Consider the following 15,025-nt stretch of genomic DNA (forward strand, 5'->3'; position numbering starts at 1 on the left):
TTTTCTTCTATTTTCCATCCAAATGTGTGCGTTTTCATCGTCCGTATAATTTCCATTTATCTTCTGAATAAAATTCTTTTAAAAAGTTTTGAAGCGATTTCCATTAATTAATATTTATGAAATCTTTTTTCTCGCTGCAAACTAGTGTTACACACTATTTTTAGAAAGGGGGAAACACGATGCGCAAAACGATTATCTTACTTTTTATGTTCATGTCTATATTCACAGGATGGCACCACGTAACAGCTGAATCTTCAGCAGATCAAGAAAAAATGCTTATTCAAAAGAGATTAGAGCTGTATAACCAAATGGAAGCCGCTACTACAATTCCTTGGTATTACTTTGCTGGGATTGACCAGTATGAACGAAATATTCGACGCTCTCATAAAGATATTCCAAGAGAAAAAGGTGCGATTGCCATTTATTATCCTCCAGAAAAATGGTCAGGTTCTTTAAATCCAAATTTGGAAGATACAAACCCACTTACTATTTCTCTTCTCGGGGGAATGGGTAAAGATGGGAACGGAGACAAAAAAGCAGACCAATTTAATGATGAAGATATGCTTTTTACCATGGCAGATTATATTCGGACGTTCGGGGTGTCCGAAGACTATATTAAAATTGCGCTTTGGAACTATTATCACCGGGCTAAAGCGGTTGATATTATTTTAGGGAATGCTAAAATTTTTCGCCATTACGGTCGCATTGATTTAAAAGGTTCTTCATTTCCTGTCCCTCTCCGTGCGAACTACAGTTATCGCAGTACATGGGGAGATGCGCGCGGCTGGGGTGGAAAACGAATCCATGAAGGAACAGACATTTTTGCAGATTATGGAGTTCCAGTAAAATCCCCTTGCTATGGCATTATTGAGCTTAAAGGATGGAATAAATATGGAGGCTGGCGAATCGGTATTCGTGACCTTCATAATAACTATCACTATTTAGCTCATTTAAGCGGATTTGCAAAAAATTTAAAAGTAGGACAAATTGTAGAACCAGGAACACTTATTGGCGGAGTAGGAAGTTCAGGTTATGGACCTCCTGGAACTTCTGGGAAATTCCCTCCTCACTTGCATTACGGAATGTATAAAGATAACGGCAAAAATGAGTGGTCGTTTGACCCATATCCTCAGTTAAGAACGTGGGAAAGAAATGATCGTTTAGAACTAAAGAAAAAATAAAAAAACAGGAAGCTAATGCTTCCTGTTTTTTTACCCTGATGGTTTACTTTCTTTTGCTTTTTTCACAGCATGAGCAATACTCGCGGCCAAGCCGCCCCATATGATGACCATCCCTACAACCATCATTGTAATTGAACTTCCATCCATTATTTAGAAACCCCCTTCTCTTTAACTGACAAACGAGTCGCCCCATCTTTCCATCGTGCAAAAGAAAAAGCAATTCCTAAAATAACAGCCAGAGCTGCCACGCCCCAACCAAAAGGACCTACAAAAGTCGTTGCATACTGCTCGTAATTTTCCGAAATATTTTTTCGGAAGTTATCAAACATCATATACCCAAGTACAAGCGGTGTAACTACTCCTAAACATATCTTCCACCATGATCCGATTCGAATATCAGAAACTTCGTTTGCATGCTGCTGAAGGCTGCTCAGCTTTTTAAATACCCAAGCAACTAATACAACTTCTACTAAGCCTGCTAAAGCAACTCCGAAGTTATTAATGAAATAATCGACCACATCTAAGAAATAAAGTCCGCCCTGTGTTGCAAATAATAGGGAGCAAATTGAAGCGATTCCTCCGCCTATTAATACGGATTTTGTACGTGAGATAGTAAATTTATCTTGAATGCCTGCTACAAATGTTTCAATAATTGAAATAAGCGACGTTAACCCTGCTAATGTTAAGGAAGCAAAGAATAACATGCCAAACAGCTGTTTAAAGGCTGGAAATTCATTAATAATTTGCGGGAAAACAACAAAGGCTAGTCCTACGCCTCCCTGAACCACCTTATCGATTGGGATACCTTGCTGAGTAGCCATAAAACCAAGTGCGCTAAACACACCGATTCCTGCTAGTAATTCAAAAGCGGAATTACCGAATCCAGTAATAAACGCATTATTAGTTAAATCAGATTTTTTTGGAAGGTAACTGGAATAAGTGATCATAATAGCAAAACCAACAGATAAACTAAAGAAAATTTGACCATATGCTGCAATCCAAACCTTTCCATCTCCAATTGCGCTCCAGTTTGGTTTAAAAAAAGCGTGCAGACCTTCCATTGCTCCGTCCAATGTTACTGCTCGAATGACAATGATTAAAAATAGAACAATTAGTGTTGGTAAAAAGATTTTATTTGCCGCTTCAATTCCTTTTTTGATTCCTTTTAATAACACACCTAACGTCACAATCCATACAAGTACAAGCGGAATTAAAACATGTAATACGATGCTTCCTGTTTGTCCTGGTGCTTCAGCTAACTTTAAGTAATCTCCATATAAAAACGCTTCCGTATCCTTTCCCCAGCTTAACTTAAATGAAAAGATAAAATACGACATCGCCCATGCGATAATAACGGAATAGTAAACTGAAATAAAAAAGGAAATAGCTACTTGCCACCAGCCTAGCCACTCAGCCTTTGGACTTAGTCTCGCTAATGATAAAGGAGAAGAACCTTTATATTTATGACCTATAGCAAACTCCATGATTAAAATAGGAATCCCTGCCGTCAACAAAGCAAATAAATAGGGAAGAAAAAATGCTCCTCCTCCGTTTTCATATGCAGTAGCTGGAAACCTCCATATATTCCCTAGTCCAATTGCTGAACCTGCTGCTGCTAAAATAAACCCTGCTCTTGATCCCCACTGCGGCCTATTTTCCACCGTAATTCCCCCTCTTGTTCTCTCCCTACTCTCTTTTTATCGCAGATCAACGAGAATTTTTATAATTTTTAGATTATTCTTTCTATAACTTCCTATCTCAAATTATAGAAGGGAGAAGATAGTATGTCAAAATATTTTTTATAGAAAATTCAGACAAATTAACCAATGAATAAAAGCAGGTATGAAAGTCTTTTTGAACTTCCGTACCTGCTTTTTCAATAATACTTTATCACGTTAATATAATATTGTTAATTTTTCTTCGGAAGTTCAATCGCCGGAGAAGACGAGTTTCCACCGTTAAAATAGTCAGGAACATTTCCAGGAATAACGGTGCCTCCGACTGGGATTGTAGCCGTAACGGTTGTTTTTTTAGTTGCAAATGGGATAATGATTTGCATGTTTACTTTCACTTTGATAGATACTTCAAGAAACGCATTATTTATTCCATACTCCTCGATTTTTCGCACTACGTCTGTTTGAACGTCACCAATAGCATGAAATTTAACCGGAATTAGCGGACCCAGATTTCCAAGCAGCGCATTATTAGTCGCTTGCCCAAGCGGAACTTGGTAGACAATTCCTTGATTCCGCAACTTTTCATTTTTTTCAATACGAATATCTGTTGGAAGTTCAAGTGCATCTAAATTCCCTTTCTCTGCTTCTTTTAAGTTAGCCTGGACAAATGACGTAGTTTGAGCTCTAACTCGGTTCACAAGCGCTGTGTCAATTTTGGCTACTTGACCGTTAGGTGTAGATTCCACTTTAATGACATCTACGTCGAGCTGATCGAGTACCTGTTTATTCACCGCTTTATTAATAACTAAAGTTGCAATCTCTTTTGTTTGTGCTTCAGCATATTTCATCAACGTTGGTTCAATCCCTCTATTAATTAGCCATAATCCTACCCCTGTGGAAAGCATAAAAAAAAGAAAGGTGAGCAACAGAACGTAACGAAAAGGAAGCGGGCCTTTTCTTGTTAATTTCCGACGAAGTTTAACCAAAAAAAATCCCCCCTTACAAGCTATATGTATGCATGTATAAGGAGGTTCACGCTTCTTTTAAAAAGTTTTATCTTAAATTCTCGACTATATTAAAGCATTTTCAATAAAGCATCTTTGCCACTTGTGCCTTTAAAAATCCCTCTTTTTTCAGCTTCAAGCGTTACAGATTCAAGCGGCGCTTCAAGAAGCTGCTCAATTGTACGTACACCTACAGCTCTTCCAGCTATTATTTGACGATCAGCTAATTTATCATTTAATAGACCTACATCTAGTGCTCCGCACATAATGTAGCCTTTATCTGATGAAATGGTTAACAAAGTTGTTTTTGGCAGCAATACGGTAACTGCATTAAAAGTATGACCTTCAATTACGATAGGCGCTAAGGTAATCATAGTAGCTCACTCCTTTCTTAATCAATTTATGATTTTGAAAGAAAAAAGTGAGGTTTTACATATACTTTTCTACCTATTTAACGTTTAGAGTAATCCTTATACATTTTATAGACCTCGGTGCTAAAATTCGTTAAAAAAATCTAGTTGCTTAGGAGCTAAATTCTCATATTCAATATTTAATAAGCTCATGAGCTGTTTGGCATTATGTACAGCATCTCCGCCGGAGTTATTATTAAATAATAAGTAGATGTCCTTCGTTTGTTTTTGCAGCTTTTCAAGACGTTCTTTCCACTCTAGGAGCTCTTTTTCATTGTAGCGATACAAAAACCTTACCGCTCGCCAATTGCCTTCTGCGGGCTTATTCCAACCGTGTACGTTTCGTCCATGAAAACGTATAAGTGTTTTCTGTTTATCTGTAGCATGAATCACAGTGGGAATAGATCCTTCTCCTGCCTGCGGTTCATCACAAATACCATGAATCCACTTCTCTTGTTCCATAAACGTTAACGTTTTATCATAGAAAAACGGTTTAAACCAAGATTGATTTCGAAACTCCAGCGCTACTGGCAAATCTCCAAACTTCTCACGGCTATACCTCAAATAGGCTACGTTTTCTTTTGTACAGTCAAACCAAGGCGGCATTTGAAATAAAATCATACCAAGCTTATTTGAACTTACGTACGGCTTCACTGATTCTAAAAATGCATGAAACATTTCTTCTTTGCTATCAAACGGATTTCCTTCTCTCATATGCCCCGTCATGCCTTGATAGGCTTTTACCACAAAACGAAAAGATTCCGGCGTATCATTCACCCACTTTTCTACATTTGACTTAGGTTGAATGGCGTAAAAAGATGAATCGACTTCAACAATTGGAAAATGGCCTGCGTATACGGCAAGCTTGTCTCTTGATGAAACACCCGCTTCATATAATGAATCATGATCTCCCCAGCCTGTAACTCCAATATAAATCATGCCATTCCTCCTCTATTTTCTTAGATTGCTTTTCTTTATTTTAATACAAACGATACAAAAAAACTCGTTTGCTTAAACAGCAAACGAGTTTTTATCTATTATTAACCGATTGAACCTTCCATTTCAAATTTGATTAGACGGTTCATCTCTACTGCATATTCCATTGGAAGCTCTTTTGTAAATGGTTCAATAAAGCCCATTACAATCATTTCTGTCGCTTCTTCTTCAGAAATACCGCGGCTCATTAGATAGAATAATTGTTCTTCAGATACTTTTGATACTTTCGCTTCGTGTTCAAGTGAGATGTTGTCATTTAAAATCTCATTGTACGGAATTGTATCAGAAGTTGATTGGTTATCCATAATTAGCGTATCACACTCAATGTTCGCACGTGCACCTTCTGCTTTACGGCCAAAGTGTACGATACCGCGGTATGTTACTTTACCGCCTTGTTTTGAAATTGATTTTGATACGATCGTTGAAGATGTGTTTGGTGCTAAGTGAATCATTTTTGCACCAGCATCTTGGTGCTGTCCTTTACCAGCAAGGGCAATAGATAATGTCATACCGCGTGCGCCTTCGCCTTTTAAGATAACCGCTGGATATTTCATTGTTAACTTAGAACCGATGTTTCCATCAATCCATTCCATTGTTGCGTTTGCTTCACAAACTGCACGTTTTGTTACAAGGTTGTATACGTTGTTCGCCCAGTTTTGAATTGTTGTATAGCGGCAATACGCGTCTTTTTTGATGATGATTTCTACAACGGCACTGTGAAGAGAGTTTGTTGTATAAACAGGTGCTGTACAGCCCTCTACATAGTGGACGTGTGAGCCTTCATCAGCAATAATTAACGTACGCTCAAACTGTCCCATATTTTCAGAGTTAATACGGAAATAAGCTTGTAATGGTGTATCTACTTTTACGCCTTTTGGTACGTAAATGAATGATCCACCAGACCAAACCGCTGAGTTAAGAGCAGAGAATTTGTTATCCGTTGGCGGGATAACTTTTCCAAAATGCTCGCGGAAAATATCTTCGTTTTCTTTTAGCGCCGTATCTGTATCTTTAAATACGATACCTTGCGCTTCAAGATCTTCTTTCATATTGTGATAAACAACTTCAGATTCGTACTGAGCTGATACACCCGCAAGATATTTTTGCTCTGCTTCAGGAATACCAAGTTTATCAAACGTTTGTTTAATTTCTTCAGGAACTTCATCCCAAGAGCGTTCAGACTTCTCAGATGGTTTTACGTAGTACGTAATTTCATCAAAGTCTAAGCTTGCCATGTCTCCGCCCCACTGTGGCATTGGCATGTTGTAGAAGTGCTCTAGAGATTTCAAACGGAAGTCAAGCATCCATTGTGGTTCCTCTTTCATACGAGAAATTTCTTCTACGATTTCTTTTGTTAAACCGCGTTTAGAGCGGAAAATTGATACGTCTTTATCGGAAAATCCATATTTATAATCGCCGATTTCTGGCATTTTTTTAGCCATCTTTTATTACCCCCTACTTGATAGGATTGGGAATGAATGAAGGTCTTATTTTTGTTCGTTAAGACCTTTTTCCATCGCTTTCCACGCTAGTGTTGCACATTTAATACGCGCAGGAAATTTTGCTACACCTTGAAGTGCTTCAATATCTCCTAAATCTATACTATCATCATACTCTTTACCTTGCATCATGTCAGAGAAGATATGGGCCATTTTAAACGCTTTGTCTACTTCTTGACCTTTAATTGCTTGTGTCATCATTGAAGCTGATGACATTGAAATTGAACACCCTTCACCTTCGAACTTTGCATCCACCACTTTGCCGTCCTCTACTTTTAAAGAAAGTTCAATGCGGTCTCCGCACGTCGGGTTATTCATATGAATGTTCACAGTATCTTCATTCAATGTTCCACGATTACGCGGGTTTTTATAATGGTCCATAATTACTTGACGATAGAGAGTATCTAAATTATTAAAAGCCATTTGTAAAATACTCCTTCGTTTTTATTAATGATGACACCAATTTATCTACTTCTTCTTCCGTGTTATACAGATAGAAGCTTGCACGTGCAGTAGACGATACGTTTAAATATTTCATCAGCGGCTGCGCACAGTGATGACCTGCACGAATCGCAATTCCATCAGCGTCTACTACTGTTGCAACGTCGTGCGGATGCACATCTTCAATATTAAACGTCACAACACCCGCTCGCTCTTTCGGTCCGTAAATCGTAATTCCATCTACTTGCGATAAGCGATCCAGTGCATATTGCGCTAGCTTGTGCTCATGTGCTTGAATGTTATCTAAACCAACTTCTTCTAAGAAATCAATCGCTGCACCTAAACCAATTGCACCTGCAATGATTGGCGTACCTCCTTCAAATTTCCAAGGAAGCTCTTTCCACGTTGATTCGTATAAGTTTACGAAGTCAATCATTTCGCCGCCAAACTCGATTGGTTCCATTTTTTCAAGAAGCTCTTTCTTTCCATAAAGAGCGCCGATTCCAGTCGGTCCGCCCATTTTATGTCCAGAGAAAGCAAAGAAATCACAGTCTAAATCTTGTACATCCACCTTCATGTGAGGCGTACTTTGCGCACCATCCACAACCATTACTGCACCGTTAGCGTGTGCAATTTCTGCAATTTCTTTTACTGGGTTAATTGTACCCAATACGTTAGATACTTGCATAATCGATACAATTTTTGTGTTAGATGTAATCGTGCTTTTCACCTCTTCTAGTGAAAGTGCATGATCTTCTGTTAATGAAATATATTTTAACGTTGCACCTGTTTCCTTGGCAACTTGCTGCCAAGGAATGATGTTACTGTGATGTTCCATATAAGTAATCACAATTTCATCACCAGGTTTAAGATTCGCACGGCCATAGCTTGCAGCTACTGTATTAAGAGCTGTCGTTGTACCGCGCGTAAAGATAATCTCTTCCGTTGATTTTGCATTAATAAACTTACGAACCTTTTCACGAGCGCCTTCGTATCCGTCTGTTGCTCTTGTACCAAGCGTGTGAACACCTCGGTGTACGTTTGAGTTATATTCTTTGTAATACTTCTCAATTGCTTCAATTACAGCAAGCGGCTTTTGTGAAGTTGCTGCACTGTCTAAATAAACGAGTGGGCTGCCATTTACCTCTTGGTCTAAAATAGGAAATTGTTTACGAATATCAGAGATATTCATTATCGAACTTTCCTTTCAATTAAATCCGTTAATTGTTTTTTAACCGTTTCGATTGGCAACTCGTTTACCACTGGTGCTAAGAACCCGTGAATAACTAGACGTTCTGCTTCTGTTTGCGGAATACCGCGGCTCATTAAGTAGTAAAGCTGAATTGGATCTACGCGTCCAACAGATGCAGCGTGTCCTGCTGTTACATCATCTTCATCAATTAGAAGAATTGGGTTTGCGTCTCCACGTGCTTTTTCACTTAACATTAACACACGGGATTCTTGCTCAGCGTTTGATTTAGATGCACCGTGTTCAATTTTACCGATACCGTTAAAGATTGAAGACGCGCTTTCTTTCATAACGCCGTGTTTTAAAATGTAGCCTTCAGAATGTTTTCCGAAGTGTACGATACTTGTTGTTAAGTTTTGAGACTGCTCTCCACGTCCAACTGTTACCGTTTTTGTATCTCCATATGAACCGTCGCCCATTAGATACGTTGTATTTTCTGAAACTGTATTTCCTTCACTCATTAAGCCTAAAGCCCACTCAATGCGACCATCTTTGCCCGCTACGCCGCGGCGGTTCACATAAGTAGTTGTACCTTTAGCTAAGTAGTCAACAGCTCCAAACGTTACTTTTGCATTGCTGTTAGCGAATACTTCCGTCACGATATTGACAACACCGTGTGACTCTTCAGCAGTAGCAATGTAGTTTTCTACATATGTTACTGAGCTGTTGTCTTCAGCTACAACAATAACATGGTTGAATAAAGCTGCTTCTTCATCTTCACGGACAAATACAGCTTGAAGAGGCTCTTGTACTTCTACATTTTTAGGAACGTATACAAATACACCCCCGTTTAATAACGCTGCGTTTAATGCAGTTAAACGGTGCTCATCTACTTTAACTCCGTCTTTCATGAAGTACTTCTCAACAAGGTCGCTATGCTCTTTAGCAGCTGTTTGAATATCTGTAAAGATAACGCCTTGAGATTTTAGCTCTTCTGTTAACGTTGAGTATGCAGCTGTTTGGTCACGCTGAACATATAGATTCTTAACCGCTTCTGTATCAATTAGTGCTTTAACCACTTCTGGAAGCTCGTCTACAGATGAGATTGTGCTTGCCTGTGAAGTGTGCTTGTCAAAAGCAGTAAAGTTCCATTTCGAAATGTTTGTTTTATCTGGCTTTGGAAGTGCAAGATCTTCTGCTTTCGCAAGAGCTTGTAAGCGAAGATCTAGCAGCCAACTTGGTTCATTAGCTTCTTTTGAAAAGCTGCTGATGTACTCTTGATCAAATGGTAATTTCGTATCAATAGTCATAGAGATCCTCCTAACTCTTAAGCTTCTTGCTCTACAGTTTCGTCTTCAATACCTAATTCTTGTTTGATCCAGTCATAACCTTCTGCTTCTAGACGCTGCGCTAATTCTGGTCCGCCTGATTTTACAACACGACCTTGCATCATAACGTGAACTTTATCTGGTGTAATGTAGTTTAATAAACGTTGGTAGTGAGTGATCATTAAGCAACCAAACTCGCTGCCGCGCAGTTCATTAATACCTTTTGATACAACTTTTAACGCATCGATATCTAAACCAGAGTCGATTTCATCTAAAATTGCAATTCCTGGTTGAAGCATCATTAATTGAAGAATTTCGTTACGCTTCTTCTCACCGCCAGAGAAACCTTCGTTTAGGTAACGCTGAGCCATGTCTTGATCCATTTCTAAGAAATCCATGTTTTTGTCTAATTGACGGATGAATTTCATTAGTGAAATTTCTTCGCCTTCTTCACGACGAGCATTAATTGCTGAACGTAGGAAGTCTGCGTTTGTTACCCCGCTGATTTCACTTGGATATTGCATCGCTAGGAATAGACCTGCACGAGCGCGCTCATCTACTTCCATCTCAAGTACATCTTCGCCGTCTAGCGTGATGCTTCCTTGTGTAACCTCGTATTTAGGATGTCCCATGATTGCTGAAGATAATGTTGATTTACCAGTACCGTTTGGTCCCATGATTGCATGGATTTCGCCGCCCTTAACTTCTAAATTAACACCTTTTAAAATTTCTTTACCTTCAATTGCAACATGAAGATCTTTAATTGTTAAAGTTGACCCTGCCATATTAAAACCTCCAGTTATAGACGTATATAGTAAAAAACGATATACCTATATCTTTTTAATTATTCTCATTTTATTCTCATTACAATCTTATAACAAATGAAAACTTATAGCAACCTTTTGACCCAAAAGGTTTTAAACCATTATGTACGTTTTTTAAGACTAAATCCACTCATAAAAAAGTTGCCTTAAAAGACTCGATAGAGCCTTCTAAGACAAGCTTTTTACCCGCTTTATTTACTTAGTGCGTGTGGCTAGTCAGTTCTGAAACACACTCTTGGACAAGCGTAACGGACTGACTCATCGCTGCGCCTCCGCCAAATGCCGCTGATACTCCGCATGCTTCTAAAATCTCTTGCTCAGTTGCACCTTGATCAATGCAGCCTTTTGTATGATAAATCATACAGTACTCGTCTTGAGCTACTACGCTGATTCCTAGCGCGATTAACTGCTTTTCTTTTTTAGAAAGAGAACCTTCTCCAAAACATGCTTCAGTAAACGCATTAAACGTTTTTGTTACTTCCGGCAATTTTTCGCTAAATTTCCCAACACCCATTTTATAATCATGAAGTGCTTGCTCAGTTGAATGACGTGCTTCTTGCTGCATAACGTCAGCTCCCATCATCAGTAAAGTTTTCACGGTTAGTATGCGTGAGAAAAATAAGAGTTATTCGTTTTGATGCATACAAAAAAGCACTTGCCCAGAGTGGGCAAGTGCTTTTCTTCTATTATTTATTTACCGGCAATACTCCGCCTTTGTATTTTTCTTTAATGTAGTCTTGAATTTCTTTAGAGTGAAGAACTTTTACTAAAGCTTTCACTGTATCTTTATTTTCGTCACCTTTGTGAACCGTAATGATGTTTGCATATGGGTTATTTTCTTTGCTTTCCACTGCGATTGGATCTTTTACTGGATCTAAACCAGCATCGATAGCATAGTTAGCATTGATAACAACAGCGTCACCTTCATTGTTTTTGTACATTTGAGGTAACAATCCGCCTTCAACATCGGCTTTAAATTTTAAATTCTTAGGGTTTTCTACAATATCTTTAATTTGTGCGTCTGTTTTCTTTACGCCTGGTTTTAATTTGATCACGCCAGCTTTTTCAAAAATCGATAAAATACGTCCTTGCTCTGCTACTGCATCACGCATAATAACTGTGCCGTTTTTCGGAAGATCTTTTAAGCTTTTGTATTTTTTAGAGTAGATACCAATTGGTTCAATGTGAATGGCACCGGCACTTACGAAATCATACCCTTTTTCACCTTTATGATCTTTTAGCACTGAATTCATATAAGGAACGTGCTGGAAGTAGTTTGCATCAATTTCATTGTTTGCAAGAGCTGTGTTCGGTAAGATGTAATCTTGGAATTTTTTAATCTCTAAATCAATTCCTTGTTTTTCCAAAATAGGTTTTGCTTGTTCTAAAATTTCAGCATGAGGCGTATTAGATGCACCCACGACAATTTTCTTTTCATCTTTTGATCCATTGTTAGATCCACACGCCGCTAATCCTACTACTAGCGCAGATGTTAATGCTAAAGCTGAAAGCCATTTTTTCATAATAAATAATCCTCCCTTTATCTTTTATCAATTTTTGCAGTAATCGCATCTCCAATAAGTTGGATAATAAATACAATAATCAAAATTAAGATCGTAGCGGCTAGCGTTACGTCATTATGACTGCGCTGGAATCCTTCTAAATATGCAAGGTTTCCAAGACCTCCAGCTCCAATCACACCCGCCATTGCCGTATAGCCTACTAACGCAATGGTTGTTACTGTCAAACCGGAAATCAAAGCTGGCAGCGATTCAGGTAACAGCACTTTAAAGATAATAGTGCTTGTTGTGGCTCCCATTGATTTAGCAGCTTCAATAACACCTTTATCAATTTCACGCAGACCAATTTCTACAAGACGCGCATAAAATGGTGCTGCTCCAACAATTAAAGCCGGTAACGCTGCATTAGCGCCTAAAATACTTCCTACCAATGCTTTGGTAAATGGAATCAGTAAAACAATTAAAATAATGAATGGAATGGAACGAAAGATATTTACAACCGCCGACACAATGGCATATAAAGGTTTGTTTTGCCAAAGCTGTCCTTTGGACGTTAAAAATAAAAGCAGGCCCAATAAAATACCTAGAACAAATGTGGCTACAACTGAAATAGCCGTCATATATAGTGTTTCATTTGTCGCTTGAATAAAATCATCTAAAATAACGTTTGGAAATAGTTTCTCAAGCATTTGTCATTACCTCCACTTCTACCTGCTGCTCATGAATGTATGCAATGACTTTTTCAACTTCTGTTAATTCTCCGTCTAAATGAACGAACAGCGTCCCGTATGAACCTGTTTGTGTATGAGAAATCTTTCCTTGCAAAATATTAATCGTTACATCAAACTGTTTTAAAATCGTTGTAATGAGCGGTTGCTCTGCTTTTCCGCCAACAAACGTCAGCTGAATAATTTGCCCGCTTGGATACAGCTCTTTTACTTGTTCAATCGTTTCAAACGTTTCCTCTGGTTCAGAAATCTGTTGAACGAATCGTTTTGTAATCGGCTGCTTAGGTTTTCTGAATACTTCTAGCACTTGTCCTTCTTCTACTACTGCCCCATTTTCCATAACGGCTACTCGATGACAAATTTTACGAATGACGTGCATTTCATGAGTAATCAATACAATGGTTAACCCTAGCTTCTCATTAATATCTACTAACAGATCTAAAATAGAATCTGTCGTTTGAGGATCAAGCGCTGATGTTGCTTCATCACAAAGCAATACTTTTGGATTGTTCGCTAGCGCTCGAGCAATCCCAACACGCTGCTTTTGTCCGCCGCTAAGCTGTGATGGATAAGCATCTTCACGCCCTTCAAGCCCGACTAGCTTAATAAGTTCGTCCACTCGTTTCATTCTTTTTTCTTTTGAAATCCCTGCTATTTCTAACGGAAAGGCAATATTTTCTCGTACCGTACGCGACCACAAGATATTAAAGTGCTGAAATACCATACTAATTTCTTGTCTAGCTTTTCTGAGTTTTCCGCCTTTAATTTTTCCAATATCATTACCTGCTACTTCGACCGTTCCTGTCGTTGGTGTTTCTAATCCGTTTAGCAAGCGAATCAAAGAACTTTTCCCCGCTCCGCTATAACCAATAATTCCGTAAATTTCACCTTGGTTAACGGTTAGATTCACATTATCAACAGCTGTTACTTGACCGCTTTTGGCCTGATAAATTTTTGTAACGTCTGTTAATGTAATCATATTTCTTCACCTTCTTTAATAAAAACTTAATTATGTTAGGTTGCCCTATAGGATGAAAAAGCCGTAAAACAATTTTCCCCATTAAAAAAGCCTCTCTGCGCATGACAGAAAGGCTCGATATTTAATCCTTTCTCTCATCTTTCAAAGCGCATAGCTTTGCAGGAATTGGCACCATTTCAGTTAGTCTGACGGTTGCCGGGTTTCACAGGGCTCAGTCCCTCCACCTCTCTTGATAAGAGTTCGCAACAATTATTTTGTTTTTAGGAAATATTCATTCATTTATGAACATTCATGAGTGTGATTTTAGCATGTGTCAGATAGGCTGTCAACAGATTTTATTCTTGGGATAATATCCCAAGATTTCAACAGCCCCAACGGTTCGCTCTCTTTCCACTTCTTCATTTTAAACAAACGTTTGATTATCGAAGCTCCTCGAGTACGTGCTCGATGGAATGAAACGCGTAGAGTTTTTTTACCATTTCACCATTTTCCACTTCAATCAAACAAGGTACGCTTTCAATAGAAAATAATTCTGCTTTTGAAGGCATATAATTCAAATTGCTCATTCCGATGGTTACATCCGGCAGCATCGCTTCTGCCACGGTTAACATTTTTTTTGCCAGCTGACATGTCCCGCAAAAAGGCGTATGGAAAAAGATAAAGGCTCTTTCTCCTTCTTTTAACTGATCATCCAGCTGTTTTTCGCTCCATTCTTGCATGTTGCTCATTCCTTTTATGTTAAAAATTCTGCATTAACATCGATATTGGCACTCAGCAATACTGTTGCTATGTGATGTCTAGGGGCGGCAGCAACTTCTCGGTACATTTTATCAATATATAGATGCTCTGCTTCCGGAAGCTCTCGTTTAAATTGTTTTCTCAGCTTATTCCCTGAATCATCAGAGTCAACGAGTATGTATACCTCTTTGTTAAACGTACAGTCAATAATTTCATCCAGCTTTGATAAACTAATCGTACCGTTTGTACAAATAATTTCAATTGGTTCTCGAATGATATCTTGAATACGCTTTTTATCTGACTTTCCTTCGACAATAATTACTTTTTCAATTTCAATTAGCCCCATTTTCATCACCCATAATCGTCAGTTGTATAGTAACATCATTTCTTTATGCTATACAATATTCGTTAATGTATCACAGTTCACCTGTTTTTTAAAAGAAATTTGCAAGAAAGAACTCTTTTAAAAGGCAGTTTAGGCCATATTATCCCTATAAAACAAGAAAAACAGC

17 protein-coding genes and 1 riboswitch are annotated in these 15,025 nt (G+C 38.4%); of the genes, 1 reads left to right on the plus strand and 16 read right to left on the minus strand.

What is annotated here, in order from left to right:
• Positions 1–179 precede the first annotated feature (179 nt).
• Positions 180–1,181 carry a M23 family metallopeptidase gene (locus WKH56_RS24555; RefSeq protein ID WP_028412626.1) on the plus strand — a complete coding sequence of 334 codons (1,002 nt, stop codon included), beginning with the start codon at positions 180–182 and terminating at the stop codon, positions 1,179–1,181.
• A 30-nt stretch (positions 1,182–1,211) separates the two neighbouring features.
• Here the strand turns inward: WKH56_RS24555 and WKH56_RS24560 are convergent, their stop codons facing one another.
• From WKH56_RS24560 to WKH56_RS24635, 16 genes are all read right to left on the minus strand, one after another.
• A complete protein-coding gene (locus WKH56_RS24560) occupies positions 1,212–1,328 on the minus strand; it encodes a methionine/alanine import family NSS transporter small subunit (protein ID WP_141483520.1) in 117 nt (38 codons plus the stop codon).
• Entirely contained in the window at positions 1,328–2,842 is a 1,515-nt protein-coding gene (locus WKH56_RS24565; RefSeq protein WP_028412627.1) for a sodium-dependent transporter, read from the minus strand. The genes WKH56_RS24560 and WKH56_RS24565 overlap by 1 nt, the downstream gene beginning before the upstream one ends.
• 248 nt (positions 2,843–3,090) lie before the next feature.
• Positions 3,091–3,843 (minus strand): sporulation protein YunB, encoded by a 753-nt coding sequence (gene yunB, locus WKH56_RS24570; protein WP_034264201.1) that lies wholly within the window; start codon positions 3,841–3,843, stop codon positions 3,091–3,093.
• A gap of 89 nt (positions 3,844–3,932) precedes the next feature.
• On the minus strand, positions 3,933–4,235 hold the full coding sequence (locus WKH56_RS24575) for a YunC family protein (RefSeq protein ID WP_168761555.1): 303 nt from the start codon (positions 4,233–4,235) through the stop codon (positions 3,933–3,935).
• 120 nt (positions 4,236–4,355) lie between these two features.
• On the minus strand, positions 4,356–5,210 hold the full coding sequence (locus WKH56_RS24580) for a DUF72 domain-containing protein (protein ID WP_048021828.1): 855 nt from the start codon (positions 5,208–5,210) through the stop codon (positions 4,356–4,358).
• Between the two features lie 101 nt (positions 5,211–5,311).
• Complete coding sequence (gene sufB / locus WKH56_RS24585; RefSeq protein ID WP_013059643.1) at positions 5,312–6,709, minus strand: Fe-S cluster assembly protein SufB; 1,398 nt, start codon at positions 6,707–6,709, stop codon at positions 5,312–5,314.
• A 45-nt stretch (positions 6,710–6,754) separates the two neighbouring features.
• On the minus strand, positions 6,755–7,189 hold the full coding sequence (gene sufU / locus WKH56_RS24590) for a Fe-S cluster assembly sulfur transfer protein SufU (protein ID WP_013085338.1): 435 nt from the start codon (positions 7,187–7,189) through the stop codon (positions 6,755–6,757).
• Entirely contained in the window at positions 7,179–8,399 is a 1,221-nt protein-coding gene (locus tag WKH56_RS24595) for a cysteine desulfurase (RefSeq protein WP_013059645.1), read from the minus strand. Before WKH56_RS24595 ends, sufU begins: the two co-directional genes overlap by 11 nt.
• Positions 8,399–9,706 (minus strand): Fe-S cluster assembly protein SufD, encoded by a 1,308-nt coding sequence (sufD, locus tag WKH56_RS24600; RefSeq protein WP_028412089.1) that lies wholly within the window; start codon positions 9,704–9,706, stop codon positions 8,399–8,401. Before sufD ends, WKH56_RS24595 begins: the two co-directional genes overlap by 1 nt.
• A gap of 17 nt (positions 9,707–9,723) precedes the next feature.
• Entirely contained in the window at positions 9,724–10,509 is a 786-nt protein-coding gene (gene sufC, locus WKH56_RS24605) for a Fe-S cluster assembly ATPase SufC (protein WP_013059647.1), read from the minus strand.
• A gap of 238 nt (positions 10,510–10,747) precedes the next feature.
• Entirely contained in the window at positions 10,748–11,113 is a 366-nt protein-coding gene (locus tag WKH56_RS24610; RefSeq protein ID WP_016765828.1) for a carboxymuconolactone decarboxylase family protein, read from the minus strand.
• A 121-nt stretch (positions 11,114–11,234) separates the two neighbouring features.
• Positions 11,235–12,071: a MetQ/NlpA family ABC transporter substrate-binding protein gene (locus WKH56_RS24615; protein WP_014457885.1), complete on the minus strand. Its 837-nt coding sequence runs from the start codon at positions 12,069–12,071 to the stop codon at positions 11,235–11,237.
• 17 nt (positions 12,072–12,088) lie between these two features.
• Complete coding sequence (locus WKH56_RS24620) at positions 12,089–12,757, minus strand: methionine ABC transporter permease (RefSeq protein WP_016765829.1); 669 nt, start codon at positions 12,755–12,757, stop codon at positions 12,089–12,091.
• Positions 12,750–13,775, minus strand: coding sequence for a methionine ABC transporter ATP-binding protein (locus WKH56_RS24625; protein ID WP_034264210.1), 1,026 nt, complete (start codon positions 13,773–13,775; stop codon positions 12,750–12,752). Before WKH56_RS24625 ends, WKH56_RS24620 begins: the two co-directional genes overlap by 8 nt.
• Positions 13,776–13,906: 131 nt before the next feature.
• Positions 13,907–14,014: riboswitch (SAM riboswitch) on the minus strand.
• A 180-nt stretch (positions 14,015–14,194) separates the two neighbouring features.
• Positions 14,195–14,494: a thioredoxin family protein gene (locus WKH56_RS24630; RefSeq protein WP_033580445.1), complete on the minus strand. Its 300-nt coding sequence runs from the start codon at positions 14,492–14,494 to the stop codon at positions 14,195–14,197.
• Positions 14,495–14,508: 14 nt separating this feature from the next.
• A complete protein-coding gene (locus tag WKH56_RS24635; protein WP_025752660.1) occupies positions 14,509–14,859 on the minus strand; it encodes a toprim domain-containing protein in 351 nt (116 codons plus the stop codon).
• Positions 14,860–15,025: the final 166 nt, after the last annotated feature.

The organism is Priestia sp. SB1 (assembly GCF_038898415.1).

What these genes read in the sequence shown, in the direction of transcription:
- WKH56_RS24630 (WP_033580445.1), bottom strand. Translation starts at nt 14,494, where the DNA reads ATGCAAGAATGGAGCGAAAAACAGCTGGATGATCAGTTAAAAGAAGGA.
- sufU (WP_013085338.1), bottom strand. Translation starts at nt 7,189, where the DNA reads ATGGCTTTTAATAATTTAGATACTCTCTATCGTCAAGTAATTATGGAC.
- WKH56_RS24595 (WP_013059645.1), bottom strand. Translation starts at nt 8,399, where the DNA reads ATGAATATCTCTGATATTCGTAAACAATTTCCTATTTTAGACCAAGAG.
- sufC (WP_013059647.1), bottom strand. Translation starts at nt 10,509, where the DNA reads ATGGCAGGGTCAACTTTAACAATTAAAGATCTTCATGTTGCAATTGAA.
- WKH56_RS24560 (WP_141483520.1), bottom strand. Translation starts at nt 1,328, where the DNA reads ATGGATGGAAGTTCAATTACAATGATGGTTGTAGGGATGGTCATCATA.
- WKH56_RS24625 (WP_034264210.1), bottom strand. Translation starts at nt 13,775, where the DNA reads ATGATTACATTAACAGACGTTACAAAAATTTATCAGGCCAAAAGCGGT.
- WKH56_RS24575 (WP_168761555.1), bottom strand. Translation starts at nt 4,235, where the DNA reads ATGATTACCTTAGCGCCTATCGTAATTGAAGGTCATACTTTTAATGCA.
- WKH56_RS24615 (WP_014457885.1), bottom strand. Translation starts at nt 12,071, where the DNA reads ATGAAAAAATGGCTTTCAGCTTTAGCATTAACATCTGCGCTAGTAGTA.
- WKH56_RS24555 (WP_028412626.1), top strand. Translation starts at nt 180, where the DNA reads ATGCGCAAAACGATTATCTTACTTTTTATGTTCATGTCTATATTCACA.
- WKH56_RS24610 (WP_016765828.1), bottom strand. Translation starts at nt 11,113, where the DNA reads ATGCAGCAAGAAGCACGTCATTCAACTGAGCAAGCACTTCATGATTAT.
- WKH56_RS24620 (WP_016765829.1), bottom strand. Translation starts at nt 12,757, where the DNA reads ATGCTTGAGAAACTATTTCCAAACGTTATTTTAGATGATTTTATTCAA.
- WKH56_RS24580 (WP_048021828.1), bottom strand. Translation starts at nt 5,210, where the DNA reads ATGATTTATATTGGAGTTACAGGCTGGGGAGATCATGATTCATTATAT.
- sufB (WP_013059643.1), bottom strand. Translation starts at nt 6,709, where the DNA reads ATGGCTAAAAAAATGCCAGAAATCGGCGATTATAAATATGGATTTTCC.
- sufD (WP_028412089.1), bottom strand. Translation starts at nt 9,706, where the DNA reads ATGACTATTGATACGAAATTACCATTTGATCAAGAGTACATCAGCAGC.
- WKH56_RS24635 (WP_025752660.1), bottom strand. Translation starts at nt 14,859, where the DNA reads ATGGGGCTAATTGAAATTGAAAAAGTAATTATTGTCGAAGGAAAGTCA.